The organism is Coleofasciculus sp. FACHB-1120, assembly GCF_014698845.1.
GTDB lineage: Bacteria > Cyanobacteriota > Cyanobacteriia > Cyanobacteriales > FACHB-T130 > FACHB-T130.
Genome location: NZ_JACJTV010000031.1, coordinates 37,983 through 62,673 on the forward strand (window position 1 = coordinate 37,983; position 24,691 = coordinate 62,673).

Below are 24,691 nucleotides of genomic sequence, written 5' to 3' on the forward strand. Positions count from 1 at the left end.
ACAGTTGAGTCCCCAGCTTAGTTGACTAACTAACCTAGGATTATATTTGATTTTACTGTAACAACATATTTTCGTATTCATTAAATACATTAATCCACCGCAGCAAAGTATCTAAATTCACCCCCCGCACTTCCGGAAGCGAACAGAGCCTTTCCAGATAAAAAAGCTTTCTATATACTTGAGCTGAAGGAATTAAGCTATCGGCAATGTCAGGTGCTTTCCCCGTAAGGCTCGACTGGAGAGACAACATTGCTTTATTCATCTCCGGAGCCAAATTATCAAGTTTAGATCCAAAAAACAAGGGTGCCAGACAATAGTGATAAAAATCGAACAATACGCTTCGATTTGCAAAGAACTCCCAGTCGATTATTTTGATTCCTTGTTTTACTTCCAAAACGTGTATATCTTTAAAATCTCCATGAGACATCACTAAATGAACCTGAAAATCCCTATATGTATCTAGTTCGCTAATTATAGAGTTCAAGAAATTATTAACAATATTTATTTTTATAGCATCTCTTTTATAATTGGAAAAGTACCTCGTCACAGGCTCTACAAGATTATCGACATAATCTAATAAATTCATCGTTTCTGAGCCTTGAAGCACGATCATGCTTTCAATACACGGAGCTACATACTGGTAATAAGATTTAAAAAAGTTTGCTGCGGATGTTCTAATTGGGCAGCCATTTACATAAGATTCTTCATACCATTGCTCCTCCAAACTCCAACGCTGAACAGAAGGAGCAAAATCATATAAGCCAATCTGCCTGGATCGTTCTATTTCTCGCTCTACAATCGCTGGATCAACCTTAGATTTAAATTTTTTAATAACAATTTCTTTTGATAAATCAAAGATTTTATATCCGTTGTTCACCTCAAAGCAAAAATTTCCTGGGAATGGCAATTCCAATATTAAATCTTTACTGGGCGAAACAAGTTGATTTTTAATAAACCTCAATTGTAAATACAAGAACCGCATTGTTATTATTACGGTTTCCCTTAAATTCTTACCTTTTAAGTTAAAAAAGCTATTCTCGTAAGAAAGAGGTTTTCCTTTAAGGTATATTAACCAAACCAAAAACACAAAATTCTGTTCTAAACCTAAATATAAACCTTTTTGAATTTTTAAATATTTATACTGCTGCGCCATATTTCTATTAATAAATACAACAAGATTTTTGTATCCACACTGAAAATCTCAGGAAATATTCAGCTACCGTTTGTGATTATCATTGCTTCAGTAATGGCTAAAAAAATTATTGGATTTTTCAAAAGTTTTTTCCTAAAATATTGGTCAAATTGTGACGTCCTCTTTTGCGGCTTCCACAAACAACCTTTAAGACAGAGGTTTTACGCCAGTTATCCTGGTGTCAAATTCCAGTTGAACAATCAGCTATTTTATTTTAACCGATTCTTAAATAAAGCATAACCTGAATGAGACACAAGCGCTAGCAGGATGGCTAGCATCTGTTTTAGTGTTGGATATCCTTGGACTTACCACCAAAGCCATCCAAATCTGGGGATAAAAAGACTCTTTTCCCTCTAAATTTGGGGAGTAGGGGAGATAGTGTGCGAGTTCCGCTTTTTTAGTTAGCTCCTAGATTGCGCTCTCTCAACTAGCAAAATGGGACTTGTTAAGTAGACGTATCCGGAAATTAGGTTTTGACGGTTGTTTTATAAAACTTCTTAGTTAATTCGCGATTAAGCCTAGCATAGATAGAGGGGCAAGCTGAAACCCTTGCTTAATCTAGGCTTGAAAATTAGGCAACCCAATAGAATACAGGCAATCGGTTAGGTTATCTGTATTCTTTAAGAGTATTGTCAATATTCCTTAGCCCTTGGTTTGTTGCTCCTGACTAATGGCTAATGACTCAGTAGGCGGCATTAATTATTTGTAGGATAGGTTAGCGATCGCTAACTTATGCAGGTGTTGGATTTCCTCGTGTTTTCCCAACCTACAAAAATCTAACTAATGACCAAGGATTCATGAGAGAGAAATTATTGATTAGCAACTACCGTTGCCATTATCTCATCACTCAATTTAGAGAGCGATATAAAAACCCTTTTTTTGCTTGCATCTATGGTTGAGAACAGGGCTTATTCGATACTTTCTTTCAATAAATCGTGTTCTAGTAAAGCATCGGCTGCTCTTTTAATCTCATCAAATGCTAAACCCGACCTGTTTGCTATGTCTAGCAAGGTATGATTGCCATCGGCTAAATTCAAAACCCACAAAATTGCCATTTCATTCAGTGCCCCTTCTTTCTGTCCGCCAATGCCTTTATATAGACCCCTTTTCCCCAATCTTGGCTCACATTTAGGATTTTGATTTAAGTAAGTCCGATCGCCTTCTAAAATGTGGAAAATCGACAAGCATTTAGAGAAAGAATCAGCCAGATATTGCGGTTGCACAAAATCCAGATTATCTGCCGATGTGTGGTATTCGGGAAACTCACCGTGCTGCGATCGCATAAAACAACCCACAGCTAGATTGAACCCAGGCGAACAATACTGCCGCTCATCATAGCCATAGGGGAAGAAATCAATAATTTCATGATCTTGCCCTGAATGCTTTAAAATGTGAAGGCTAGCTCTATCGATTTGGGCATCACCTTGGCGGCTTTTCTTATAAGTAACTTTGCCCGGATCTCCCACACACGTTACGACCAATCCGTGTTTAATTTTTTGGGCTTGGGCTTCATTTAAATACAGCCAAGTAATAGAACCAATCGTTCCCGGAATAAACAAAAATCGGTAAGAGTATCTCAGGGAAATCGAGCTGAGATGTTTTGCTAAATAGGTACTCAGAGCAATTCCTGATAGATTATCGTCACAGAGAGATGGGTGACAAGCATGGCAGGAGATTAAAACTTCGTCTGAGCTTTCTCCTTTGATGTAATACTCACCATAAGTTAGGCTTCCTGGTTCTAAAGAGGAATCAATGCAGACTTCATACTCTTCATCTTGCAGTTCTAAAAATTGCTTATGGCTCAAACAAAAGCCCCAAGTTTCTTTGTAATAAGAAGTCCGATAAGGAATCCACTCAGGAGTATCTGGTAGGGTAAACAGGTGTTCTTTGAGTTCCTGAAAGGGCATTTTTTTCCGAACCGGCACGCTGTAATTAACAACATGCAAGTTAGATTTTTGGAAGTCTACGACTCGCTCACCCTGGGAATTTTTGATGTAGGCATCTTTAATATTCCACTCCTTCGGAACTGTCCAGTCGAACACTTCCATTCCCGTTGGTACTTCGTGAATTTCTAAAGGAATGAGTTCTTGAATAATTTTGAGGGTTTCTCGAAAGCCATTTCCCGTAATACTGCGGCAAATCGGATATAGCTTTGAGATCACCTGGTACATCTCCTTGCTAATATCATCAGGGTTAAGAACTCTTTTCAGCTCGGTGAGGTTCATAGCTTTAAGCCTCTTTTGCAAAAATTAATGGCAATTTGAACGTTTTTAATACTAAGTTCAGCTCTCGGAGATCCCCCCAGGATTGGGGGGATCTCCTTAACCGAAAAGGATGGCATCCGATGGAAGTATTAGCTGAATGCTCGTTAACTCAAGTACGAATAGAGTTTAAAACTTCCTCCGGAGGTTGGAACAAAAGCCCCTCCTCATTGGGTGGTGGCTCGTTGTCATAGAGCGCAATGATCTCATCAGGAATATAGGCGCGATCGCTCCCCCGCATCAGTTCTCTGAGTGTAGTGCCCTGAGGAGCCGAGTCGAGATTCGGTGCGCCGCCCTTGGCGGTAACATCGTCGAGGTGTACGGTTCTAAAGTCGATGCTAAAGCGCGTGCGTCCGGAGGTGTTGGGGACTGTCCAATGTAGATGTGCGCCAGAGAAGAGGATGATTGCGCCTGGTTTGGTAACGACTCGGATCTGTGGATCGAGATCGATGTGTTCTTCTGGACGGGGCTGCTTTCGGGTATCTTTTTTGATGTGCTGGGCGGCGTTTTTCCGAGCCTCCCGGTTCCACTCATAGTGGTTGTACTCACTGGAGCCATTTTTTACCGGCTGGCTCCAGTAGCGGGGCTGAAATGCCATTGAACTGTCGGATTCATAGTCGTAGAGAGGAAGCCACCAGTTCATCTGACAGAGGGGGGCAGCGTACCAAGTGTCACGATGCGGGTGCAGGGGATAACCAACCCCTGCGTTGAGGTAGGTGCCATGACACACCACCCTCATGCGCGGAACGTCGAAATAGGTTTTATCCATCTCGCAGCCCATATCCTCTAACAGTTCCTGAATCAGCTGCTTTGACTTGGGGTGATGGATAAATCTGGGCTTGAGTGGAGCGACAATTTCTACAAACTTCTCGACAGGGAGGCTAAATTGTGCCTCTCTTGGATCTAAAGAACCAAACGCTTCTTGGGTGAGTTCGCGAGCTAAGTCGCACAGAGCGATTGAACTGGGGCGGGGTGAGAAGACGAAAATCTGTCCGTTGAAGACGTGCTTTCGCCTCATCTCATCCTTTGCATCAGAATCGAAAAAGATTGTATTCATGCTGCTTCCTCATGGGTTGTAGCGCTCAAGTCACGCTACATTTTCCAAAAAATGAGCGAGTCATTCTGTATCGAACGACTCGCTCAATCTCCGATAAAAATTATGCCCCAACAAGAACATAAGAGCTGAACAAAGGCCAGGATAAATCTTTTTCGGAAATTTCGCTGACGGGTAAAGGCCATTCAATCCCCAGGATGGGGTCGTCATAGTGCAGTCCGCGTTCATACCCCGGTGTGTAGAAGTCACTCATCTGATATACCACTTCAGCGTCATCGGTTAGGGTTTGGAAACCGTGGGCAAACATTTCTGGGATATACAGGGCACGTCGGTTTTCAGCGGTTAGCTCTACGCCAATATGACACAGATAAGTAGGAGACTCAGGACGCAGATCGACGATTGCATCGTATATAGCACCACGGGTACAACGAACCAATTTTGTTTCGCTGACAGGGGCTGCTTGATAATGCATACCCCGCAACGTCCCTTTTCTGTAGTTTACCGATAGGTTGCATTGGGCAACGTTTGGCTTTAATCCCCGATCTGCAAATTCATTAGCACAGAACGTCCGAGCAAATAATCCCCGATTATCTTCTCGTTGCTCTATGTCAAGAATATAAGCACCTTTGAGTTTGGTTTCGGTAAAAATCATAGATAAACTTGCACTTCTGGAATTGGGACTACAAATTTGCCTCCCCACTCGCGAATAAATGCCATCTGCTGCATAATCTCCTCTTTGAGGTTCCAAGGCAAAATTAGCAGGTAGTCAGGCTGTCTTTCGCGGATTTCGTCGGGGTTGAGGACGGGGATATGAGTGCCGGGTAGAAAGGTGCCTTGCTTGTGAGGGCTGCGATCTACCGTAAAATCAACAAAGTCTGTGCGAACGCCGCAATAATTTAGGAGGGTGTTCCCTTTAGCTGGGGCACCATACCCCGCGATCGCTTTCCCCTGTTCTTTCGCCTCAATCAAAAAAGTCAGTAGCTTGCGCTTCGTTTCTTTGACTTTTTCTCCAAAGGTCAGATAGGTGTCTATCTTATCTAAGCCTGCCTGGATTTCCTTGGACTTTAACTGATTGACGCGATCGCTCATGGCTGGATCAGCCGCAATGTCATGCTTGCCGTAAATTCGCAGCGAACCGCCGTGAGTCGGGATTTCTTCGACATCAAATAAGGTCAAACCGTGAGCTGCAAAGATTTTCTCGACGGTTAAGAAGGAAAAGTAGGAAAAATGCTCGTGATAAATCGTGTCAAACTGATTTTGCTGCATCAGCTGTAACAAATGGGGAAATTCCATTGTCAAGATGCCATCTGGTTTCAGGGCTATCTTCATTCCCGCTACAAAATCATTCACATCCGGAACGTGGGCGAGGACGTTGTTGCCCAACAACAGATTGGCTTGTTTCCCCGCTGCTGCCAGTTCCTTAGCAGTTTCCACCCCAAAGAATTTAACTAAACTGGGAATTCCTTTTTCCTCTGCGACTTTTGCTACGTTTGCCGCTGGTTCGATTCCTAAAACCGGGATTCCCTTTTCATGGAAATACTGCAACAGGTAGCCGTCATTACTGGCAATTTCAATGACTTGATGATTTTTGTCAAACCCAAACCTTTCGACCATCAAGCCCGTGTAAGCTTTGGCATGACGCAACCAACTGTCTGAGTAAGAAGAAAAGTAAGCGTAATCACCATCCCCAAAGATATGATCGGGAGATTCAAACTCTTCTAGCTGCACCAAAAGACAACTTTCGCAAACATAGGCATGAAGTGGGTAAGTTTTTTCTGCCCGACCCAGATGTTCTGGTGTTAGGTAGTCATTGGCAATGGGTGACATCCCCAGATCGGCAAAGGTGTGCTTGCTGGGTTTGCTACAAAAACGACAATTAGCGATCGCCATGATTTATACCTCCTTACTCCAGAAAAAGTCTTGATCGATTTGTTGGGTGCGAATTAAGTACTCTAGTTGCTTCAAGCGAGTGAACCCTCTGAATAAGAAGATATCTTCAGTCATATCAATTTGCTTAAACAAATCGAATAACTGCTGGGCACCCCGCTGGGCATCCCATTCACACTTGAATCCCGGTAGGGTTTTGTTAATCTTCTCGAAAGAAACTCGATAGCTGCGGTTATCCGAGCCATTTTCTCCAAAGGTTAACTGGCATCCTTGGAAGACGGAGGCAATAATTTCCGCAATTTCTTTAACTCGATAGTTATGAGCGGTGTCCCCGACGTTGAAAATTTGGTTGTGAACAATGTCGCGGGGTGCTTCTAGGGTGCAGATAATTGCCTTACAGATATCAAGGGCGTGAACCAGCGGACGCCAGGGAGTTCCGTCGCTGATCATCTTGATTTCTTTCGTTGTCCAAGCTAAGCCCGCCAAATTGTTTAAAACAATATCAAAACGCATTCTCGGAGATGCCCCAAAAGCGGTGGCATTTCGTAGAAAGGTCGGAGAAAAATTGTCATCAGCGAGTGGTTTGACATCTCTTTCTACGAAGGTTTTACATTCTGCATAAGCAGTTTGGGGATTGACGGGAGATTCTTCCGTCACATCATCTTTTGTGGCGACGCCGTAGACGCTGCAAGAAGACATATAAACGAAGCGCCGCACGCCCCCTGCCTTCGCTAGATTGGCAAGGCGAACTGAACCTTTATGGTTGATGTCGTAGGTGATATTCGGTGAGAGTTGTCCGGCGGGATCGTTAGAAAGTTCTGCCATGTGAACGATTGCCTCGACCCCCGCTAAGTCTTCTGGGGTGATGTGCCGCAAATCTTTGTTGAGGGTTTTGGCAGTTAAATCGGTGGCGTTATACAGCCAACCTACTTTATAGAAGCCAGTGTCTACCCCAATCACTTCGTGTCCGCGTTTCATCAAGAGGGGGGCAAGTAACGAGCCGAGATAGCCTTCTGTTCCGGTTACTAATACTTTCATTCGTTCAATTCCTAAACGCTAACAGTTGTTTGTAGGGGTTGGGGTTCCGGAATTTGCTCTACGATTGCTTTGCCAATTTCCAGGGAAGAGGTAGCAGCGGGGGAAGGCGCATTGCAAACGTGGACGGAGCGATCGCCTTTGACAATTAAAAAGTCGTCCACTAACTTGCCATCGTTCATCAAAGCTTGAGCGCGAACCCCGGCGTGGGTGGGAATTAGGTCATCCGATTGCACTTCCGGAATCAGCCTTTGCAAGCTACGCACAAAGGCGGCTTTACTGAAGGAGCGAATGATTTCCTGAATGCCTTCGTCGGCGTGTTTTGCTGCCAATTTCCAGAAACCGGGATAAGTCATCACTTCCGCAAAATCACGCAGATTAAAGTCTGTCTTTTTGTAGCCTTCTCGTTTGAGGCTGAGAACGGCATTGGGCCCTGCGTGGACGCTTCCATCAATCATCCGAGTGAAATGAACACCCAGGAAGGGGAAATCTGGGTTAGGAACCGGATAAATCAGGGTTTTGACGAGATAGCGTTTTTCTGGCGTGAGTTCGTAGTATTCTCCCCGAAAAGGGACAATTTTCGCTTTTGGATCGACGTTTCCTAATTTGGCAACGCGATCGCTATGCAGTCCGGCACAATTAATCACAAAGCGCGTTTTAAACGTGCCGTTATTTGTCTCAAGTACCTGATTCTCACCCGTTCCCACAATTTTCTCAACTTTGGTATTGAGGCGAAGCTCTCCACCTTGGGCTTCAACTAGCTCGGCATATTTCCGAGCCACCTGCTTGTAATCGGCAATCCCAGTTGCGTACACCCGAATTCCTGCAATACAGGCGACATGAGGTTCAATTTCTTTGACTTCTTCTGCACAAATCTTGCTAATCTTTAACCCATTTTCCAAGCCGCGTTGATAGAGGCTTTCTAAGCGTGGCAGCTCTTTTTCCTCAGTTGCCACAATTACTTTGCCGCAGACTTCGTGTGCAATGCCATGCTCTCGGCAGAATTCCACCATCGAGCGGCTTCCTTGCCCGCAAAATTTAGCTTTGAAACTTCCTGGTTTGTAATAAATCCCAGCGTGAATCACTCCACTGTTATTGCCTGTTTGATGATAAGCACACTGGCTCTCTTTTTCCAGCACTACTATACGGGCAGAGGGATAGCGTTTGCCCAAGGTCATTGCCGTCGAAAGCCCAACAATCCCGCCGCCAATAATTGCAAAATCATACATAAGAATTCTTGCCCCTGAGACTGAAATGGATGAGTATTTATCCTAAGAATTTGTTACCAAACTTTCCAAGGAGCATTCCCACTCTTCCAAAGTTCTTCTAGGTAATTTTTGTCTCGTAAAGTATCCATCGGTTGCCAAAAGCCGGGATGTCTGTAAGCAGCCAACTGTTCCTTTTGAGATAATTTTTTCAAGGGTTCTTGCTCCCAAACGGTAGAGTCGTCGGCAATATAATCAATGACTTCCGGTTCTAGAACAAAGTAACCCCCATTAATCCAAGCCCCATCCCCTTCAGGCTTTTCACGAAAAGTGGTAATTTTACTTTGATCGGGTTCTAAAGAAATCGCTCCAAAGCGTCCCGGTGGCTGAGTTGCAGTCAGTGTTGCCAAACACTTTTGCTCTCGATGAAAGTCTATTAGTTTTTGAATATTTACATTCGCTACACCATCTCCGTAGGTAAAGCAAAAGGTTTGATTCCCAATATGATCTCTAACTCGCTTTAAGCGTCCTCCGGTCATCGTTTGATCTCCGGTATCTACCAACGTGACTCGCCAGGGTTCAGCATAGCCACAATGCACATTCATTTGGTTAAACCGCATATCAAATGTGACATCAGACATATGTAAGAAGTAATTGGCAAAATACTCCTTAATTACGTAGCCTTTATAACCACAGCAGATAATGAAATCGTTGATTCCATAAGCTGAGTAAATTTTCATAATATGCCACAGCACGGGTCGCCCACCTATTTCCACCATCGGCTTCGGTTTGATTGTGGTTTCTTCCGTGAGTCGAGTTCCAAGCCCTCCAGCCAGTATCACTGCTTTCATGCGATCGCCTCATTTTTTATGAAGATGAATCTATATCTTTAGATAGATTCATGTATAATGGGAATGTATTCTTAGTTTGCAGAATTTATTTTTTCTAATTAAATATTCTAAGCGGAAAATTCTAAGATATCTGTAAAGATACGGTAAACAAATAGAGGAACTTTATTAAAACTTTAAAAAGTTGAGCCTCTAGTAGTTTTAGACTTTAAACTGATAAAAACAGCAAAAAAATCGCAAAATTGGCTGGTTTTGCGATTAGATTTTATAGACTAGAGCAGTTACCCAGAAGATTGCCGATAGGATACTAACGATAACTATGCGATCGATAACTAAGTGATTGAAGATAATCTGCCAAAAGCGATCGCGCAAATTCCACTGAGCATCAATCCCACTCCTACCCAATCAACCGGGGAAACTTTCTCTTTGAGAATCACTGCCCCGGCAATCGTCGTCGCCACCACCGTTAAGCCAATCACTACTGGATAAGCAACTGACAAATTAAACTTCCCCAAAACTAAAATATAGAAAACTGTACTGAGACCGTAAACTAAAATCCCACCCAGCAAATAAACATTTAAGGGATTCTGACCGGCTCCCAATTTCAAAAATGTTTGTGCAAGAGTATTTAAGCCAACGGTCAGCAGAATTAAAACAGGAAACAAAAGATTAGCTAACATAAATAAAGGCAATTTTTCGGATATTCAGCTGGCTTAAGCTAGAATCGCTTAATAAAAAGAATCAAAATCCCAAAGCTCACGCTCGTTAGGCCACGGCGTTTGGACTCGTTTTCCCAAGAGTTTTTCCCACCATCGAAAGGGATGAGGAAGTGTGGCAACTTGGATGCTAGCACAGCCGCTTAGCCACGCCCCCAACACATCTGTATGACGGCTATCACCAATAACGACAACTTGTTTCGGTTTAAGCCGCATATACTTGATAGCTTTACGGAAGGCGAAAGGGAAGGGTTTTTTGGCTGGGTTAATCGCTGGAATCTCTAAACGATGTGACCAAGCCTTTACCCGATACCGGCGCTTGCCATTCGAGAGAATGAAAAATTGAAATCCTTGTAATTTTGCCTGTTCAATCCAAGCTTCGGCACCAGGAGACACGTAGCGATCGTCTTCAGAAACAATGGTATTGTCTAAATCGATAATAATCCCTTGAATTCCGCAAAGCTTTAGCCAGTCAAGCTCTATCGCTGCCAAGCTGTACGCTTCTCGCGGAAAACTGTAAAGTCCTGGGTTGACAGCCGGTTTTTTGGATTTCTGTTTAACAGGGCGGGAAAAAAACAGAGCCATTCGGTTTAACATTTGGTCGCTTCACTCACAGCCAAAACAAGTTCGGAGACTAACAAACCAAAAATTACTCGATTAGCCCTTGACGTTTCAGGAAGAGAATGACAAAGCTGGTAATAATCCAAGAAAGTACCGTCAGGAGAATCGGCAAGTCTTTTAATAAAATTTCCTCCGGACGCTCAGTCTGCCCTCCTTCATCATCGATATCGCTTTTCCGAGCGATTTCTTGCGGATCGCTCAGTAGCTGATAGCGAAAAACCCCGTATAAAACAAAGGGTAATGTAACTAACATCCAAGGTGTTGATGCTCCACGGACTTGAGGCCCGGAACTCCAGATGGCGTAGGTCATGACTGCGCCGGTTGTCACCGTATTTTCCATGCGGCTGAGTAGAGGCAACGAGTAGCGCTTTAGTACCGACCGAGTCTTGCCTCCTCTAATTGACAATAGTCGCAGTTCTGCTTTGCGCTTTTCCACACCCAGAAACAAAGCCAGCATAGCAGTACACAGGAGAAACCAGGGGGATAAAACAATGTTTGTTGCAGCAGCACCTGCATAGGCTCGCAAGACAAAACCCATTGCGATCGCAATAATATCCAAAATCACAGTCCGCTTCAGCCGCAGGTTATAGGCGATTTGCAGTAGTGCGTATGCGGTGATGGTTGCTCCCAAGTAGGGCGATCGCAACCAGCCGACAATTAAACCAGTAGCCAACAAACAAACTGCCATTATCATCGCCGCGGGCACACTGACTAAGCCTGCGGCAATAGGTCGCTTACTCTTGACTGGATGTAGACGGTCAGCTTCTACATCTGCAATGTCATTGAGTAGATAGAAACTACTCGAAGTCAAACAGAACAAAGCAAACGCCAGTAAAGAGCCTAGTAAGGATTCCAGATTAATACTGAAAGCAAACAAGGGCGCTGCAAAAACAATCAGATTTTTAGTCCACTGGCGTGGTCTTAAAGCTTTAATATAAGGAAATTTTATAGGACTAGCCGCTAGCTCAGTTGAACTTTGCTTAAAACTGGGAGAGCGGGGCATTTTCATTTGCTTTTAAACCTCTATTTATGATAAAAATCAATTTTTGGAAGGTAGATTCACTGCAAAACTTAGCTTTAAGTACCCTGGCTTGTCGTAAACACTAAAGTCAACAACGCCACTGTTTAAATGGCTCTTACTTCCAAGCTATGGATGCATCTGCAAGGTAGTCAATGATTTTCGATTTTAGAATCTCAATACTCACTCTACTCAGCCACTTACCAAGCCCTTCAGAAAGCAGGCAAACCGGGTTATTTTTAGGCAATCACCTCAGAATTCTCATTAAGAGTAGCTTTTTGTCTAAGTACACTCGTGTGAGCCGAGAGATAAGAAAAAGTTTAATCGCTTCTTCCGTAACGATTTTAGTCGGAAAAGCATCAATTGCCTATCAAGATTCCGTAAATATACAGTTTTTTATATAAAGACTTCGCAAAGAAGGCAATTTCTTACCTGAATGCCTATTGTGGGAGAGCATCTGAGGACAGCACGGAAGTAAGCCGCTCAACCGTATAATCATCAGTATGTTAACTAGGCTCTGATAATTTAAAAGGCTATTTGCGGCACATCACCGCTTATCGTTGCTAATCAATAACTACGTGATGTTATTTGGAAAGTTATCCTTACTCTCTTTTGTCTCGGTGGTAATAATTATGTAGTGAAAAGGTAAATATAGCGGTTCTTATACGAGTGAGGTACACCAAAAACCAGTATTATCAAGCTTTCCAGTCTTGAGACTGTATCTCACACGACCGAGAACCGCTATATATAAACTAAAAATACTTTCATTTTTAGACTTTGCTGTGGTTATTTATTTGCATCGGCAAGTAGTTATCTTAACAGTTAGCATAATCTTTAATTGAAATCGATTTTTAGAGTCTATCTCATATTAAATGCTATAAATTTTAAAAAATATCAAAACTTTTAGTAATTATGCTTACTTCTAGACCTGACTGCCCTCGTTGTGGTTCTAACCATATTGTTAATAATGGCAGAATTCACAATAAAAAACCTAAAGAGAAATGTCAAAATTGTGGTAGGAAATTTATTGAAAGCCCTAACAACAAGATCATTGATAAGCATACGTTAGATTATATTTACAAAATGTTGCTGGAAAACATTCCTTTAGCAGGAATTGCGAGGGTGACTAGCGTTTCTAAAAAATGGCTTCAAAATTACGTTAATACTAAATATGCTTCAGTTCCTCAACAGGCAAAGGTTTCAAGCAAACATATATATAAATTAAATATCGAATGTGATGTACGCGAAGCGTTGCCGAAGGCTAACTTGGTCATTCGTTAATCATCAAGGTAATAAGCAGTGGATTTGGTTAGCATTGGATAAAAAAACCAGGGAAATTGTCGGTTGTTATATTGGCGACCGCAGTGAACAAGGGGCTAGAGGATTATGGAATTCTCTCCCATCAATTTATCGGCAATGTGCTGTTTGTTATACAGATTATTGGGCGGCTTATGAGCAAGTTATTCCAAGCAAACGGCATAAAGCCGTGGGTAAAAACAGTGGGATGACCAACCATATTGAGAGATTTAATAATACGATACGTCAAAGAATTTCTCGATTAGTTAGGAAAAGTTTGTCTTTTTCTAAAAAGTTAGAAAATCACATCGGGGCTATATGGTATTTTATCCATCATTATAATGCGTTGCTATCTATGTAAGAATTCTTTCACTACATATTTACCACTACCAATTAAAGATTATGCTAACTGTTAAGATAACCACTTGTCGAGGCAAATAAATAACCACAGCAAAGTCTAAAAATGAAAGTATTTTTAGTTTGTACATTTACCTTTTTATCACATATTTATCACCACCCGATTAAGTAATTTAACATCCTATACAATTTGACACTCATTCTTTTGGCAAGTCATCTTCAACTTTATCTAAAATTTTGGTCACAACTTCTTGATATCGAGTTAGGCTAAAAGTTTTCAACGTCTTCAGGCGAGTCTCTTCCCAGTCCACAGTAGGGGCTGTACCATTAATGATTGCAAGAATTGCTTGAGCTATCGATTCACCTGTCGGTTCGCAAGTCCAAAAGTCTACTTCTGGGTTAAAGAATTCTTTTATACCAGGAGAACTCATATTCAAAGTTGGGATTCCCATTGCTAGGGATTCGACTAGTTTGTTGGGGGTTGCACTATTACGCGCCCTTTCGTTATCACCAAATAGACCCAAGGCTAAGTCGCAGTTTTCTACTAAATATTTAGGGAGGGATTCATCAGAAAACTTTAAATCTTTTCTAAGAAAAACGCGATCGCTTAGTTCATTTTGCTTAATTTTTTTTTCGTAGGCATGAAAGCGTTCTGTATATCCCGAACCATCGGCACCAAATAAATTACAGGTAAAGGGTATTTCTTTTTCCTTCAAAATTTTCATAGCGTGTAATATATTATCTACTCCGTGCAGAGGAAGAAGTGTTCCCCACCAACAGATATTTAAAATACCATCCTGCATGAATTGTCTTTTAAGGGTTTGTTTGGCTTCGGTAAATAAAGGAGCAATAAAAACTTTATTTGGATCGAGTTCAATGTCTAAAACTTTTGCCCAGTAGGCAAGTTCATAAGTGGATAGATGAATAAGATAATCTGTTTTAGTAAACGCTAATCTATCTTTTTTTAATATTTTTTTGGCTGCGTTACTTCCTTCCTGGATATCATCCTTATTTCTTACATAAGTGTCATACATTGATATATAAGGTTCTATGACAAGTTTATTTTTAAAGAGTCTTGACATCCACAAAGCACTTTGAATAAAATTAGCACTCATGGGCAATACGTAGATTACGTCTGCCAAAGCAGCTTTTACAAAAAGCTCTATGATATAAAATTTGGAGAAAACTTTGCGAATAAATTGAGTAAAAAATGTTTGTTTTCCTCTTCCTCGGAGATAAAAGTCTGGATAGACGAAGGAAACATAGTATCCAGAATCCAACAAAAATTTAATTAAATTTTCGCACCGATAAGCTCCATGTACATTTCCATAGAGCAAAACCTTTATTTTCTGCTGCTTAAAAATTGCCATTGTTGATGCGGCTACCCTTTTCTAAATACAGTTCGGCTAGGTAAAAATTGGCACGTCTATGCCAATTTCAGTTCAATAGTCATTCTTATGAGCAATTGAGCCTGGTTAAAAGTAGTTAAATGTAAATGAGGCTTAGCTTAATAAAATTATTAAACAGAAGTTCCCCGAACTACTTAGTTACCGAAGTTGACATCCCTACTGATTTTTCCAGGTTAAAAATTTTATTTTGCATACTCTTTTTCAAGAAATAAAAGGGACTCACTAAACTGCTCAAGAAAAATTCCATTTCGCAGGCAGCAACTAGGTCAGTTTTCAACTTGCCTCTATATTTAATCAATTGAAGAATCGCTCGACGCAGATTTCCTAAAAGAATTCTGGTAATAATCACAGGCTTTTGCCAATTATTAGCATTAATCATTCGGAGCTGACAAATACTTAAGCCTACCCCCCGAATCAGGGTGATTAAATAATCTTTCTCTAGCCGCCACTTGGGAATTTGATGATAAATACACATTTCGGGGTTGTACCAAATTTCCCACCCAGCACGTCCGATGTAGAGTAGTGCTTCAAAATCTTCTCCTTTTGCTGCCAAAGATGACCCAACTGGCCCCTGGAGAGAAAGTTGAGCGGGAACGGTGTCTAGCCAAACTTGTTTTTGGACAACTAATCCGGCTCCTGGAGGAAGGCTTAAACTTTCCGGATCGTATAGATTAGCTTTTGAACCCCGTTCTTTCAGTGCCAAAAAAGATTGTATTCTTTCAAAATTTTGTGGCGGATAAACTTCAAATTCTCCTTTGATCTGCCCTCCAAAAGCACCCGCCTTGGGATGAGATTTTCCGAAGGAGTAGGCTGCTGCTACCCAATTAGGGTTCGGAAAATTATCATCATCCAAAAAACCAATAAAAGTACCTCTGGCTTCCTGAATAGCGCGTAATCTTGCAAACACTGCGCCTTGCTTTGGCTCAAAGTAATAGATGAGCGGATATGCTTGAGGCCAATTAGATTGATATTCTTGAATGATTTTAGCGGTGTTGTCAGTGCTATTGTTATCGACAACAACAATTTCCCAAAAAATCTGCTCGGTGCCCGTCTGCGATCGCAATCGCTCCAAAACAGTTGGTAGAAGCTTTTCTCCGTTGTAAGTGCGAATTGCTACAGTAAAGTCCACGTTAGACATATTTACAAACCCTGATTGGAGTGCGGAAGTTTCCCTCACTGTAGCCGTGGATTAAGCTATCATCAACCCCACGGCTAAATTTTGTATCCAGTCCGATTTCAAATTTAACCTTCCTGACTTATGGAGCGGTAGATACTTTTTTATCTACCAGTCCTGGTAAGGCATTCATGTCTTCTCTCAAGCCAAATATTTTAGCTTGCCCAATTTCTAAGTATTTATTTTTTAAAAGGAAAAAGGGACTAATCAAACTAGATAACAGTAGTTCCCATTCGCAAGCCGCAATCAAATCTCTTTGGCGATCTCCTCGATATTTAATCAGGTGAAGCATCAGCCTGCGGAGATCGTTGAACAGGTAAGCTGGAAAAGCGACAGGTCTTTGCCAGGTCTTAAGACCAAGCATCCGAATGTGATACCGGCTTAAACCCACGCAACGCATGAGAGAAATCAGGTAATCTTTTTCCAATCGCCAGCGGGGAATTTGATGATAAACACGCATTTCGGGGTTATACCAAATTTCCCAACCCGCCCGCTGAATATGCAATGTGGCTTCTAAATCTTCACTAGCTAATTTAGCTTCTCTGCCCTTGTGATTGAGGACGAGACGCTGGGGAACGTTCTCCAGCCAAGTTTGTCTGCGAACCACTAATCCAGCTCCTGGAGGTAGGATTCTCTTGCGCGGTTCGTAGCGGCTAGCGTTCGCGCCTCGATCTACTAATGCCAAGAAACAAGCGATTTTTTTAAAATTCTTTGGTGGCTCAATTTCAAAATTTCCCTGGATTCGGCTACCGTATGCACCTGCTTCGGGATGCGCTTGACCAAAGGCATAAGCAGCCGCAACCCAGTTAGAGTCAGGCAGGTTGTCATCATCTAAAAAGCCTATCAAAGTGCCTCTAGCTTCTTCAACAGCCCGTTGTCGTGCAAATGCTGCACCCTGCTCAGCTTCCAATGTGTAGTGTAACGGAGCCGTTTCTGACCAGTTGGCTTGATAGGCTTGAACAATTTTTGCTGTCTTGTCGGTGCTGTTGTTATCAACAACAAGAATTTCCCAAGAAAAGTGTTCGGTATTGATCTGCTCTCTAAGACGATCGAGAACTTCAGGTAAACGCTTTTCACTATTAAAGGTGGGAATGGCTACTGTAACGTCAACCATAAGTTTTGACCGTTTTTTTGAGAGATAGATGCCGATGTTGTATTAGTACTTGAGGTTTAAAAACACCAACTTCAAAACGAGGCAGGTTGCTAACGCTACCTACCGCTTTGGCGCTTTCTGCCGAATTGCGTGGGGGACATCAAGCGTCTGAGGATGCCTTTAATTCTTCTCCGTGATACTACTTAAGTAGACTCGCAATAGAGCGGTTGCTTCGTTGAGCGATCGCTCTTTTATGGTGGTCAACCTCAGTTACCTTGGTTAAACTACAGGATTAACTCAGGGTTTTTACGGAAAAGTTTATTGAATATTTCTGAAATCTTACCCGATCCTTCCGGATTTATCTCTGCAAGGGTAAGTAATTTTACGCGATCTTTAAATTAATGGGGTTTTACAGGAACTCCTGTGAAGCTTAGATAAAGTTAGTCTAAAAACGCCTTGATTTCCACTCAAATTTTTTAGAAATATACGTACGTAATATCATCAGTCTTAGGAAATAAGTATAATTTTTTAATTGAGGGTTTTCGAGGAGATTTGTATATTCCAGAATGGCGAGTGAGCGGATCAACTGGCTAAATTCTCGTGGTCTTGGCGGTGGCCTTCAGCCATCGTCTGGCAGTGAGGATGCGATCGGGCTGAGCTGGTGATGTGCATCACCAGGCACGACTTAATTCCCTCGTTCCGCTAAAATATTTGGAATAAGTAAATGCTTAATGTCTTTGAGTTGGAGGGTGCGGCTTCTCCCCTCAAAATGTGCTGAGTGTCGAGCCTTTATTAGGATTCACTCAGTTCTCAATCCCGAACAAACTGGGGTGTAGGTCGCGCAAGTATTTGATGAATTCACAAGACCACCAATTTACACCAGAACAATCTCAGTCACCGCCAGAACCCGTGCCGCAGCTCAAGCGCACCGTTCATCCAGACAGCCTGAAATTTATGAATATGGCAAAAGAGATTCTCGATAGCCCAGCCGTTCAACAAGCTGTTGAGGGTGAAAAGCAAAAAGCCAAAGATGGGAACTCATAGGTGATTGAAGAAAAGTAGGGACATAGGCATTGCCTGTGTCCCTACGAGGACTGACGATTGACGATTCCCCATTACCAAGCCCTGGATAATGGGTAATTTGTATCTGAGATTCAGTGGTTCAGTACCCAGTTGACGAGAGTGCGGACACCATAACCCGTAGCACCGGAATTGTTGACCCCGTTCTCTTTATCCGCCCAGACGGGACCCGCAATGTCGAGGTGCGCCCAAGGTGTCTCTTGGATAAACTGTTTCAAAAAGAGGGCAGCCGTAATCGAACCACCCGGACGAGGGCCGGTATTTTTCAGATCGGCAATCGGGGACTTGATGCCTTCAAAGTATTTCTCTTCCATCGGCATCCGCCACAGCTTTTCACCTGCCTTTTCCGATGCTTGCAGCAACTCTTGAGCAACTGTGTCATCAGGGGTAAACAACCCAGCGATATCATCGCCTAGGGCAATGACACAAGCACCCGTCAGTGTGGCTAAATCGACAATGGCATCAACGCCGAGTTTTTCCGCAAATACCAGCGCATCGGCTAAAGTCAATCGACCTTCCGCATCCGTGTTGTTCACTTCAATCGTTTTGCCGTTGGATGCCTTGAGGATGTCGCCTGGGTGCATGGCGTGACCGCTGATCATATTCTCAGTCACTGCTGAGATAAAGTGAACTTCGACATCTGGTTTGAGTTGACCAATCGCGTTCGCCGCACCGAGGGTAGCCGCAGCACCCCCCATGTCCATTTTCATGGTTTCGATGCCGCTACCCGCGCCCTTAATGTTCAGTCCACCCGAATCGAAGGTCAGACCCTTGCCGATGATTGCCAATTTACGGCGGGGCGTGCCTTCCGGCTTGTAGGTGAGATGGATAAACTTCGGCGGCATATCGGAAGCTTTGGCAACACCAAGGAACGCCCCCATGCCCAATTGTTCGCACTCTTCTTGTTCCAGAATTTCCAACTGGAGGTTGTGATTAGAAGCGATCGCTTGTGCCGTTTGAGCCATCGTTATCGGAGTGCATTCATTCGGCGGTGCAGCAACCAGTTCCCGCGCCAGAATCACGCCCGAAGCTAGGAATTGAGCGCGAGTAATAGCTTCTTCCTGACCTGCCAATCCGAGTAAATCCACCCGCTCTAGCAGTGGCTCCTTATCCTCCGGTTCTGACTTAAAGCGATTATCCTTATGAAGAGCCAGTAATATCCCTTCAGCGATCGCCCCAGCCGTTGCATCAGGAGCCTGATTCCACACCGGCAGGCTAATCCCCAGGATTTTACTCTTTTCCTTCTTCGCTAACCGCGCGATCGCTGCACCGATTCGCCGCAGAGTGTCCGGTTGAAAAGCCTCTGCTTTCCCCAGTCCTACCAGAATAATTTTCCGAACCGGGCTACCGGCACCCACGCGGGTGACAGCACTACTTCCTTCTTTTCCCTTAAATTCAGTTTCTGCAATCAGTTCGTTCAGCGTACCGGACAACTTCTCATCCAACACCGCTAAATCGTCTGTCACCTCCACCGCGTCCTCAAAAAACCCCAGGGCGAGAGCGTCCCCAGTCCAGTCCAAACGTGGCGTATCAATCGCTCGAATATCCATCCCCGGCTCTTACCTTAAAGCATTTGTACCTGTACAGTATTGCTCAAAAATCATCAACAAGACCCGTCCGCCCACCCGCGTAACTCGTCCCCGGTAGATACACTTTATAGGAATACTCTTTTTGAAAATCATCCAATTGGACTTAGGAGCAGATTGATGGTTTCAAAAGCTAAGGGAGAACCCCAACCTCTTTCGTCGCCATCCAATGCGCCAGTTCCTAGGAACCAGTCAGTAGCCCGCCCCGATCCGAGCGTGCTACAGCAGAATCTCCAGAGACAGTTTAATCATCATTCCTCTGCACGCGGTGAACTGACAATGCCGTGCGTGCCATCAATGCTAGATTATGCACTCAATCGCCTAGAGCGGCTGTTTGAGGCGATTGGTCGCCAACTCTCTCCCGAAGAACTGCAAAAATTGCGCGATTTGATTGCATCTAATATTCAAGAAGGTTTTCTGGCTTCTCCTCATACCCGATTAGTCATTAAGTACGAACCCGATCCCACTTCCTTAAATAACCTCAACTGTAACGTCTCAACCAGGATTTTATCGGTTGCTCAGGAGTACCAGCAGTGGATTCAGAACCGAGAGCCGCCCCTATTTGGGAGTCATCCAGACGCGAAAGTCATGGCAACGGCTGCCCAATTAGGAGATCCAGCGCGGAACCCAATTTTGGATGTGGGAGCCGGAACGGGTCGCAATAGCCTTCCCTTGGCTCAAAAAGGCTACCCAGTTGATGCCTTAGAACTGACTCCCGGTTTGGCGGAACAATTGCTAAATGCCGCAGTTGCGGACAATTTACCGATTCGAGTCATCCAGGGTGATATCCTCGACCCCCTGGTGAGAATGCGACCGGCTTATTACAAATTTGCAATTGTGGCGGAAGTCGTGTCTCACTTTCGGGATAACGATCAAGTCCGCTTACTTCTGGCGAAAATGTGCGATGTTATCCAAGGTAGCGGTCTGTTGCTGTTCAACCTCTTCCTAGCTGTGGATGGATATGAGCCAAACGAGCGGGTGCGGGAAATGTCGCAGGTAGCCGGATCGTATATTATGACGCGATCGGAGCTGAAGCTAGCGATGGAGGACTTACCTCTGGAAATGCTGTCGGATGAGTCTGTGCTTGACTATGAGCGCACTCACCTTCCGCCAGAGGCATGGCCCCCGACCAATTGGTTTGTATCCTGGACGAGCGGACGTGACTTGTTTCCCATTCAAGAAACTCCTCCGATGGAGCTGCGTTGGATTCTCTGTAGACGGTACTAACGGAATACAAGGTTTTGCCCTTTTTGGGTTGGTAAGGATCGATGCTAAAGCTTGCACAGAAAAATAAAATTTTGCTAGGTGTTGGAGCCGGACTACTGGCGTTAGTTGCTGGGGCAACGTTGTCAGTCCCGCAATTGACCAGTTGGCTAGAGAAATTAACACCGAACGGTCAGTCCCCCGATCAAACCGTCTGGAGTCAAGGGAGTCAATCCAGAAGTTCTGTTTTGCCATTGGCGTCCCTACCAATGGCACAGCGGGGCGCACAACTCGAAGCGATCGCTAATGGCACCCCATCCCCAGAACGCAATCGTGCCCGCTATCTGTTGGCGAGCGATTTGATAGAACAACAGCAGCCGAAAAAAGCGATCGCGTCTTTGGAAGGATTGGAGGTAGATTATCCAGTTCTTGCCCCTTACGTCGCCCTGAAACGCGCCCAAGCTTACCAAGTTGCTGGAGACCAAGCAAAAGCCGCAGCAGCTTGGCAGAATTTGCTCAAAAGTTATCCCGATCATCCCGTCGCCGCAGAAGCGTTGTTTGTACTGGGGCAAAATAATCCCAAGTACAGAGAACAAGCGATCGCTCAGTTCACAAGCCATCCCCGCACCCTAGAAATTGTGCGTTCTTCCCTGAAGAAGAATCCCAATCAGCCTAGATTGCTCTTACATTTAGCCAAGAATACCCCAGGCGACCCCAGTATTCTCCCCAGTCTGGATCGGCTGGTGAGTTCCCATGAAGCGGCACTCAAACAGCAAGGAACCGGACTCCTCAAGCCAGAAGATTGGCAAGCGATCGCTTATAGCTACTGGGAAAACGGTCAGTACCGCAAAGCCGGACAAGCCTACGCCAAAGCCCCCCGCACCTCCCTCCATGCCTACCGAACTGGGCGCGGACTCCATCTGGGGGAGAAACAAACCGAAGCGAAAATTGCTTATCAACAGATGATTCAGCAATTTCCCGATGCCAAAGAAACCGGACTCGCTTTGAGGCGTCTGGCTTCTTTAGCATCCCAGCCACCGGAAGCGATCGCCTATCTCGACCTCGTTATCCGCAAATTTCCCGATGAAGCCGGTGAGGCACTCCTCGCCAAAGCCGCCATCCTCGATCGTCTCAACAACGCCAAATCAGCCGCACAAGCTCGTCAATTGCTACTCGCTAAATATGGCAGTTCCGATGTCGCGGCAGAATACCGCTGGAAAGTCGCCCAAGCCAAAGCGACTCTAGGGGATTTCTTAGGGGCTTGGCAATGGGCGCAGCCAATCGCCAACCAAAACCCCGATCATATTTTGGCTCCCAGAGCTGGCTTTTGGGTCGGTAAATGGGCAGCCAAACTAGGGCGTCAGAAGGATGCGAAAGCCGCTTATGAACACGTATTGGCGAAATACCCCCAGTCTTACTATGCGTGGCGATCTGCCGTCTTGCTGGGCTGGGACGTTGGAGACTTTACCACCGTCCGTCAATTGTCCCCGCAGGTGGTGCGACCCGACGAGCATCCCATTCTCCCTGCCGGGTCTGAAACGTTGAAGGAATTGTACCAACTCGGTCAAAAATGGGATGCTTGGACGCTCTGGCAGGCAGAATTTCAGAACCGAATGCAGCCAACCGTTGCCGAACAATTTACCAACGGCATCATCCAGGTGGGATTGGGCAATCACCTGAAAGGAATGAATCTGGTTTCGACTCTAGAAGACCGAGAAACACCCGAAGAGCAAGCTGAATACAAAACAATCCGCAAACAACCCATTTACTGGCACACCTTGTATCCGTTCCCGTTCTTGGAAATTATCGAAAACTGGTCGCAACAGCGCCAGCTCAATCCCCTGCTTGTCACCGCCCTGATTCGGCAGGAGTCCCGATTTGAACCAAAAATTCGTTCGGTAGCAGGTGCAGTTGGCTTAATGCAGGTAATGCCCGGAACCGGCAAATGGGTGGCAGAAAAAATTGGTGTCAAACAATTTAACACCGAAAATCCCAACGATAACGTGAAGTTGGGCACTTGGTTTTTAGATTTTACCCACAAGGAATACAACAATAATTCCTTGTTAGCGGTTGCCAGTTACAATGCGGGTCCCGGCAATGTGTCGAAATGGTTAAAAACAAAAGGACCGTCTATCGACCCCGATCAATTTGTTGAAGAAATTCCCTTTGAGGAAACTAAAGGCTACGTCAGACAGGTGTTTGGGAATTACTGGAATTACCTCAGATTGTACAATCCACAGGTTGCCCAGTTGGTTGCTAAATATTCAGATGGTCAGCCGACTGCACTTAAAAATTAACAAATACTTCTTGCAAAAATCTTTTTAATCGTGTAGGAATACAAATTCTTTAGCCTCTCGTCAGGCTTTACTATTTTTGCAAGAAGTTTCCTGCATCCTGAAAAATTGAAGAATTTTTCAGCGTTTCTGGGTAGCTTCTAGCAGGTGATATATGCAGCTATCCAGTTATTACCTAAACATCCGGATGTCTACTCTCTCCTGGGGGATTTCCTCCCGGATGAGAGGGGATAGTATGAGTTTTTCTGGAATTTATGTTAATGAATTTTGAACACCGATGTTCTCTACAGAAGCGATCGCTTGCTGCCTGAAATTTCCGGGTGCGATCGCTGTCGGGGATCATTTATATTCGGCTGTTCGCTTAAATGGATTATCCTGGTTTAAATACAGTTCCCTGTCAATGGCTGCTCAATGGAGCAGTCAGAGACGGAGCAAAATGGCACATCTACCAGCGAATTCAAAGAGTTTTGTGCTAGTGCTGCTGAATTAATCGCAGCACCAGCAGCGATCGCTTTGTAGGAGCTGTCTAATTTCAACGTTTATTGTTTAGTTCCATAGGCATGATGACCGCGAATCAAGCTACCGGAACCCACGCGCATGATGGCACTGCTACCCACTTTAAAATTAGGCTCTGAAATTAAAGGCTACAAACTCCTCACGCTCTTCTCATCTTTCAAATTTAGAATGCTGGTCAATTCCATCGCTTCCTTAAATCATCCAATTGCCAGGGGATCTCCCTCAAGTGCAAACGCGGCGTATCAGTCACGCTCTGCTTCCATTCTTTTTTTCTCTAAAGGATTTTTATCCATTCGTGATTGAGAGTCAATGAGCCGCAGGTTACGAGAAAGATGGCTTGTAAGTTAATACGACCGATTGGGTCTTCTATCTGGAAAAAGCGAATAACAAGATCGGCGTTACTGAAATGCCAGATAGAGAGAGCAATGTCCGTCGCAAGGAGGTTACATGAGGAAGTCACGTTCGATTTTTGCTCGGAGAAAGTCACAGTTTAGTTTTTCCCGATCTCATCAATCCAGACGGAAAAATAAAATAGCGATCGCTGCTGGTGTGGGACTAAGCGCAATTCTGTTGGGAGCAAGCTTTTTGCCAACCAAGTATGGTACCTGGTTGGAAAAAGTAGTGGGTTGGGTGCCGATGCATGGGTACGGCAGTTTCTTGATGGCGGAAAATCAGAACGACAATTCTGCGGTTGAGTCTTTAATCTCGCTACCCCCAAAAAAGCGGGCTTCACAACTAGTACCTTGTCAAGCTTGAATTGATGGGTAAAGACGCTTGAGCTTAATGCGAGCATCAGCGGTAGTAAATTGCCAATCAATTTTTCGAGAATCTAGATTTCGTTGTTTT

At 44.1% G+C, this 24,691-nt stretch carries 21 protein-coding genes and 1 pseudogene; 7 read left to right on the plus strand and 15 right to left on the minus strand.

Translation table 11 applies throughout. The annotated features are described in order from the left end of the window. Positions 1 to 52: 52 nt before the first annotated feature. The 11 genes from H6H02_RS21495 to H6H02_RS21545 all read right to left on the minus strand — a co-directional run bounded on the left by H6H02_RS21495 (position 53) and on the right by H6H02_RS21545 (position 11,828). Positions 53 to 1,153, minus strand: a complete 1,101-nt coding sequence (locus tag H6H02_RS21495) for a hypothetical protein (RefSeq protein WP_190821563.1) — start codon at positions 1,151 to 1,153, stop codon at positions 53 to 55. Between the two features lie 947 nt (positions 1,154 to 2,100). Further along, positions 2,101 to 3,417 carry a DUF4910 domain-containing protein gene (locus tag H6H02_RS21500; RefSeq protein WP_190821565.1) on the minus strand — a complete coding sequence of 439 codons (1,317 nt, stop codon included), beginning with the start codon at positions 3,415 to 3,417 and terminating at the stop codon, positions 2,101 to 2,103. A gap of 148 nt (positions 3,418 to 3,565) precedes the next feature. Beyond that, entirely contained in the window at positions 3,566 to 4,510 is a 945-nt protein-coding gene (locus H6H02_RS21505; RefSeq protein ID WP_190821567.1) for a hypothetical protein, read from the minus strand. 100 nt (positions 4,511 to 4,610) lie between these two features. Beyond that, the gene (gene rfbC, locus H6H02_RS21510; protein WP_190821569.1) at positions 4,611 to 5,159 is read right to left on the minus strand and encodes a dTDP-4-dehydrorhamnose 3,5-epimerase; all 549 of its coding nucleotides are present in this window, start codon (positions 5,157 to 5,159) and stop codon (positions 4,611 to 4,613) included. Next, complete coding sequence (locus H6H02_RS21515) at positions 5,156 to 6,397, minus strand: class I SAM-dependent methyltransferase (RefSeq protein WP_190821572.1); 1,242 nt, start codon at positions 6,395 to 6,397, stop codon at positions 5,156 to 5,158. Before H6H02_RS21515 ends, rfbC begins: the two co-directional genes overlap by 4 nt. Positions 6,398 to 6,400: 3 nt before the next feature. Then, positions 6,401 to 7,432 carry an SDR family oxidoreductase gene (locus H6H02_RS21520; RefSeq protein WP_190821574.1) on the minus strand — a complete coding sequence of 344 codons (1,032 nt, stop codon included), beginning with the start codon at positions 7,430 to 7,432 and terminating at the stop codon, positions 6,401 to 6,403. Between the two features lie 11 nt (positions 7,433 to 7,443). Continuing rightward, a complete protein-coding gene (gene lhgO, locus H6H02_RS21525; protein ID WP_190821576.1) occupies positions 7,444 to 8,658 on the minus strand; it encodes an L-2-hydroxyglutarate oxidase in 1,215 nt (404 codons plus the stop codon). Positions 8,659 to 8,711: 53 nt separating this feature from the next. Further along, complete coding sequence (gene rfbF, locus H6H02_RS21530) at positions 8,712 to 9,485, minus strand: glucose-1-phosphate cytidylyltransferase (RefSeq protein ID WP_190821578.1); 774 nt, start codon at positions 9,483 to 9,485, stop codon at positions 8,712 to 8,714. 329 nt (positions 9,486 to 9,814) lie between these two features. Next, on the minus strand, positions 9,815 to 10,162 hold the full coding sequence (locus H6H02_RS21535) for an SMR family transporter (RefSeq protein ID WP_190821580.1): 348 nt from the start codon (positions 10,160 to 10,162) through the stop codon (positions 9,815 to 9,817). A 48-nt stretch (positions 10,163 to 10,210) separates the two neighbouring features. Continuing rightward, positions 10,211 to 10,783, minus strand: coding sequence for a YqeG family HAD IIIA-type phosphatase (locus H6H02_RS21540; protein ID WP_190821582.1), 573 nt, complete (start codon positions 10,781 to 10,783; stop codon positions 10,211 to 10,213). Positions 10,784 to 10,847: 64 nt separating this feature from the next. Next, a complete protein-coding gene (locus H6H02_RS21545) occupies positions 10,848 to 11,828 on the minus strand; it encodes a decaprenyl-phosphate phosphoribosyltransferase (RefSeq protein ID WP_242040813.1) in 981 nt (326 codons plus the stop codon). 921 nt (positions 11,829 to 12,749) lie between these two features. Between H6H02_RS21545 and H6H02_RS21550 the strand changes: the two are divergent. Beyond that, positions 12,750 to 13,494: pseudogene (locus tag H6H02_RS21550) on the plus strand (IS1 family transposase). A gap of 193 nt (positions 13,495 to 13,687) precedes the next feature. On the opposite strand, the gene H6H02_RS21555 reads toward H6H02_RS21550, so the two are convergent. The 3 genes from H6H02_RS21555 to hpsE (H6H02_RS21565) all read right to left on the minus strand — a co-directional run bounded on the left by H6H02_RS21555 (position 13,688) and on the right by hpsE (H6H02_RS21565) (position 17,187). Further along, positions 13,688 to 14,860: a glycosyltransferase gene (locus H6H02_RS21555; protein ID WP_190821584.1), complete on the minus strand. Its 1,173-nt coding sequence runs from the start codon at positions 14,858 to 14,860 to the stop codon at positions 13,688 to 13,690. A 169-nt stretch (positions 14,861 to 15,029) separates the two neighbouring features. Further along, positions 15,030 to 16,037, minus strand: coding sequence for a hormogonium polysaccharide biosynthesis glycosyltransferase HpsE (hpsE, locus tag H6H02_RS21560; protein WP_190821586.1), 1,008 nt, complete (start codon positions 16,035 to 16,037; stop codon positions 15,030 to 15,032). Positions 16,038 to 16,155: 118 nt separating this feature from the next. Beyond that, complete coding sequence (hpsE, locus tag H6H02_RS21565) at positions 16,156 to 17,187, minus strand: hormogonium polysaccharide biosynthesis glycosyltransferase HpsE (protein WP_190821588.1); 1,032 nt, start codon at positions 17,185 to 17,187, stop codon at positions 16,156 to 16,158. Between the two features lie 831 nt (positions 17,188 to 18,018). Here hpsE (H6H02_RS21565) and H6H02_RS21570 point away from each other — a divergent pair. Then, positions 18,019 to 18,210 (plus strand): hypothetical protein, encoded by a 192-nt coding sequence (locus H6H02_RS21570; protein WP_190821590.1) that lies wholly within the window; start codon positions 18,019 to 18,021, stop codon positions 18,208 to 18,210. 110 nt (positions 18,211 to 18,320) lie between these two features. Here H6H02_RS21570 and H6H02_RS21575 read toward each other — a convergent pair whose 3' ends face one another. Next, on the minus strand, positions 18,321 to 19,796 hold the full coding sequence (locus tag H6H02_RS21575; protein WP_190821592.1) for a leucyl aminopeptidase: 1,476 nt from the start codon (positions 19,794 to 19,796) through the stop codon (positions 18,321 to 18,323). Between the two features lie 156 nt (positions 19,797 to 19,952). Between H6H02_RS21575 and H6H02_RS21580 the strand changes: the two genes are divergently transcribed. The 5 genes from H6H02_RS21580 to H6H02_RS21600 all read left to right on the plus strand — a co-directional run bounded on the left by H6H02_RS21580 (position 19,953) and on the right by H6H02_RS21600 (position 24,601). Next, positions 19,953 to 21,059: a class I SAM-dependent methyltransferase gene (locus tag H6H02_RS21580; protein ID WP_190821594.1), complete on the plus strand. Its 1,107-nt coding sequence runs from the start codon at positions 19,953 to 19,955 to the stop codon at positions 21,057 to 21,059. A 41-nt stretch (positions 21,060 to 21,100) separates the two neighbouring features. Next, the gene (locus tag H6H02_RS21585; protein ID WP_190821597.1) at positions 21,101 to 23,332 is read left to right on the plus strand and encodes a transglycosylase SLT domain-containing protein; all 2,232 of its coding nucleotides are present in this window, start codon (positions 21,101 to 21,103) and stop codon (positions 23,330 to 23,332) included. A 274-nt stretch (positions 23,333 to 23,606) separates the two neighbouring features. Then, a complete protein-coding gene (locus H6H02_RS21590; RefSeq protein ID WP_190821599.1) occupies positions 23,607 to 23,819 on the plus strand; it encodes a hypothetical protein in 213 nt (70 codons plus the stop codon). A gap of 107 nt (positions 23,820 to 23,926) precedes the next feature. Continuing rightward, complete coding sequence (locus H6H02_RS21595) at positions 23,927 to 24,148, plus strand: hypothetical protein (RefSeq protein WP_190821601.1); 222 nt, start codon at positions 23,927 to 23,929, stop codon at positions 24,146 to 24,148. Between the two features lie 144 nt (positions 24,149 to 24,292). Further along, positions 24,293 to 24,601 (plus strand): hypothetical protein, encoded by a 309-nt coding sequence (locus H6H02_RS21600; RefSeq protein ID WP_190821603.1) that lies wholly within the window; start codon positions 24,293 to 24,295, stop codon positions 24,599 to 24,601. Positions 24,602 to 24,691 lie beyond the last annotated feature (90 nt).

What these genes read in the sequence shown, in the direction of transcription:
- H6H02_RS21495 (WP_190821563.1), bottom strand. Translation starts at nt 1,153, where the DNA reads ATGGCGCAGCAGTATAAATATTTAAAAATTCAAAAAGGTTTATATTTA.
- H6H02_RS21500 (WP_190821565.1), bottom strand. Translation starts at nt 3,417, where the DNA reads ATGAACCTCACCGAGCTGAAAAGAGTTCTTAACCCTGATGATATTAGC.
- H6H02_RS21505 (WP_190821567.1), bottom strand. Translation starts at nt 4,510, where the DNA reads ATGAATACAATCTTTTTCGATTCTGATGCAAAGGATGAGATGAGGCGA.
- rfbC (WP_190821569.1), bottom strand. Translation starts at nt 5,159, where the DNA reads ATGATTTTTACCGAAACCAAACTCAAAGGTGCTTATATTCTTGACATA.
- H6H02_RS21515 (WP_190821572.1), bottom strand. Translation starts at nt 6,397, where the DNA reads ATGGCGATCGCTAATTGTCGTTTTTGTAGCAAACCCAGCAAGCACACC.
- H6H02_RS21520 (WP_190821574.1), bottom strand. Translation starts at nt 7,432, where the DNA reads ATGAAAGTATTAGTAACCGGAACAGAAGGCTATCTCGGCTCGTTACTT.
- lhgO (WP_190821576.1), bottom strand. Translation starts at nt 8,658, where the DNA reads ATGTATGATTTTGCAATTATTGGCGGCGGGATTGTTGGGCTTTCGACG.
- rfbF (WP_190821578.1), bottom strand. Translation starts at nt 9,485, where the DNA reads ATGAAAGCAGTGATACTGGCTGGAGGGCTTGGAACTCGACTCACGGAA.
- H6H02_RS21535 (WP_190821580.1), bottom strand. Translation starts at nt 10,162, where the DNA reads ATGTTAGCTAATCTTTTGTTTCCTGTTTTAATTCTGCTGACCGTTGGC.
- H6H02_RS21540 (WP_190821582.1), bottom strand. Translation starts at nt 10,783, where the DNA reads ATGGCTCTGTTTTTTTCCCGCCCTGTTAAACAGAAATCCAAAAAACCG.
- H6H02_RS21545 (WP_242040813.1), bottom strand. Translation starts at nt 11,828, where the DNA reads ATGAAAATGCCCCGCTCTCCCAGTTTTAAGCAAAGTTCAACTGAGCTA.
- H6H02_RS21555 (WP_190821584.1), bottom strand. Translation starts at nt 14,860, where the DNA reads ATGGCAATTTTTAAGCAGCAGAAAATAAAGGTTTTGCTCTATGGAAAT.
- hpsE (WP_190821586.1), bottom strand. Translation starts at nt 16,037, where the DNA reads ATGTCTAACGTGGACTTTACTGTAGCAATTCGCACTTACAACGGAGAA.
- hpsE (WP_190821588.1), bottom strand. Translation starts at nt 17,187, where the DNA reads ATGGTTGACGTTACAGTAGCCATTCCCACCTTTAATAGTGAAAAGCGT.
- H6H02_RS21570 (WP_190821590.1), top strand. Translation starts at nt 18,019, where the DNA reads ATGAATTCACAAGACCACCAATTTACACCAGAACAATCTCAGTCACCG.
- H6H02_RS21575 (WP_190821592.1), bottom strand. Translation starts at nt 19,796, where the DNA reads ATGGATATTCGAGCGATTGATACGCCACGTTTGGACTGGACTGGGGAC.
- H6H02_RS21580 (WP_190821594.1), top strand. Translation starts at nt 19,953, where the DNA reads ATGGTTTCAAAAGCTAAGGGAGAACCCCAACCTCTTTCGTCGCCATCC.
- H6H02_RS21585 (WP_190821597.1), top strand. Translation starts at nt 21,101, where the DNA reads ATGCTAAAGCTTGCACAGAAAAATAAAATTTTGCTAGGTGTTGGAGCC.
- H6H02_RS21590 (WP_190821599.1), top strand. Translation starts at nt 23,607, where the DNA reads ATGTTCTCTACAGAAGCGATCGCTTGCTGCCTGAAATTTCCGGGTGCG.
- H6H02_RS21595 (WP_190821601.1), top strand. Translation starts at nt 23,927, where the DNA reads ATGATGGCACTGCTACCCACTTTAAAATTAGGCTCTGAAATTAAAGGC.
- H6H02_RS21600 (WP_190821603.1), top strand. Translation starts at nt 24,293, where the DNA reads ATGAGGAAGTCACGTTCGATTTTTGCTCGGAGAAAGTCACAGTTTAGT.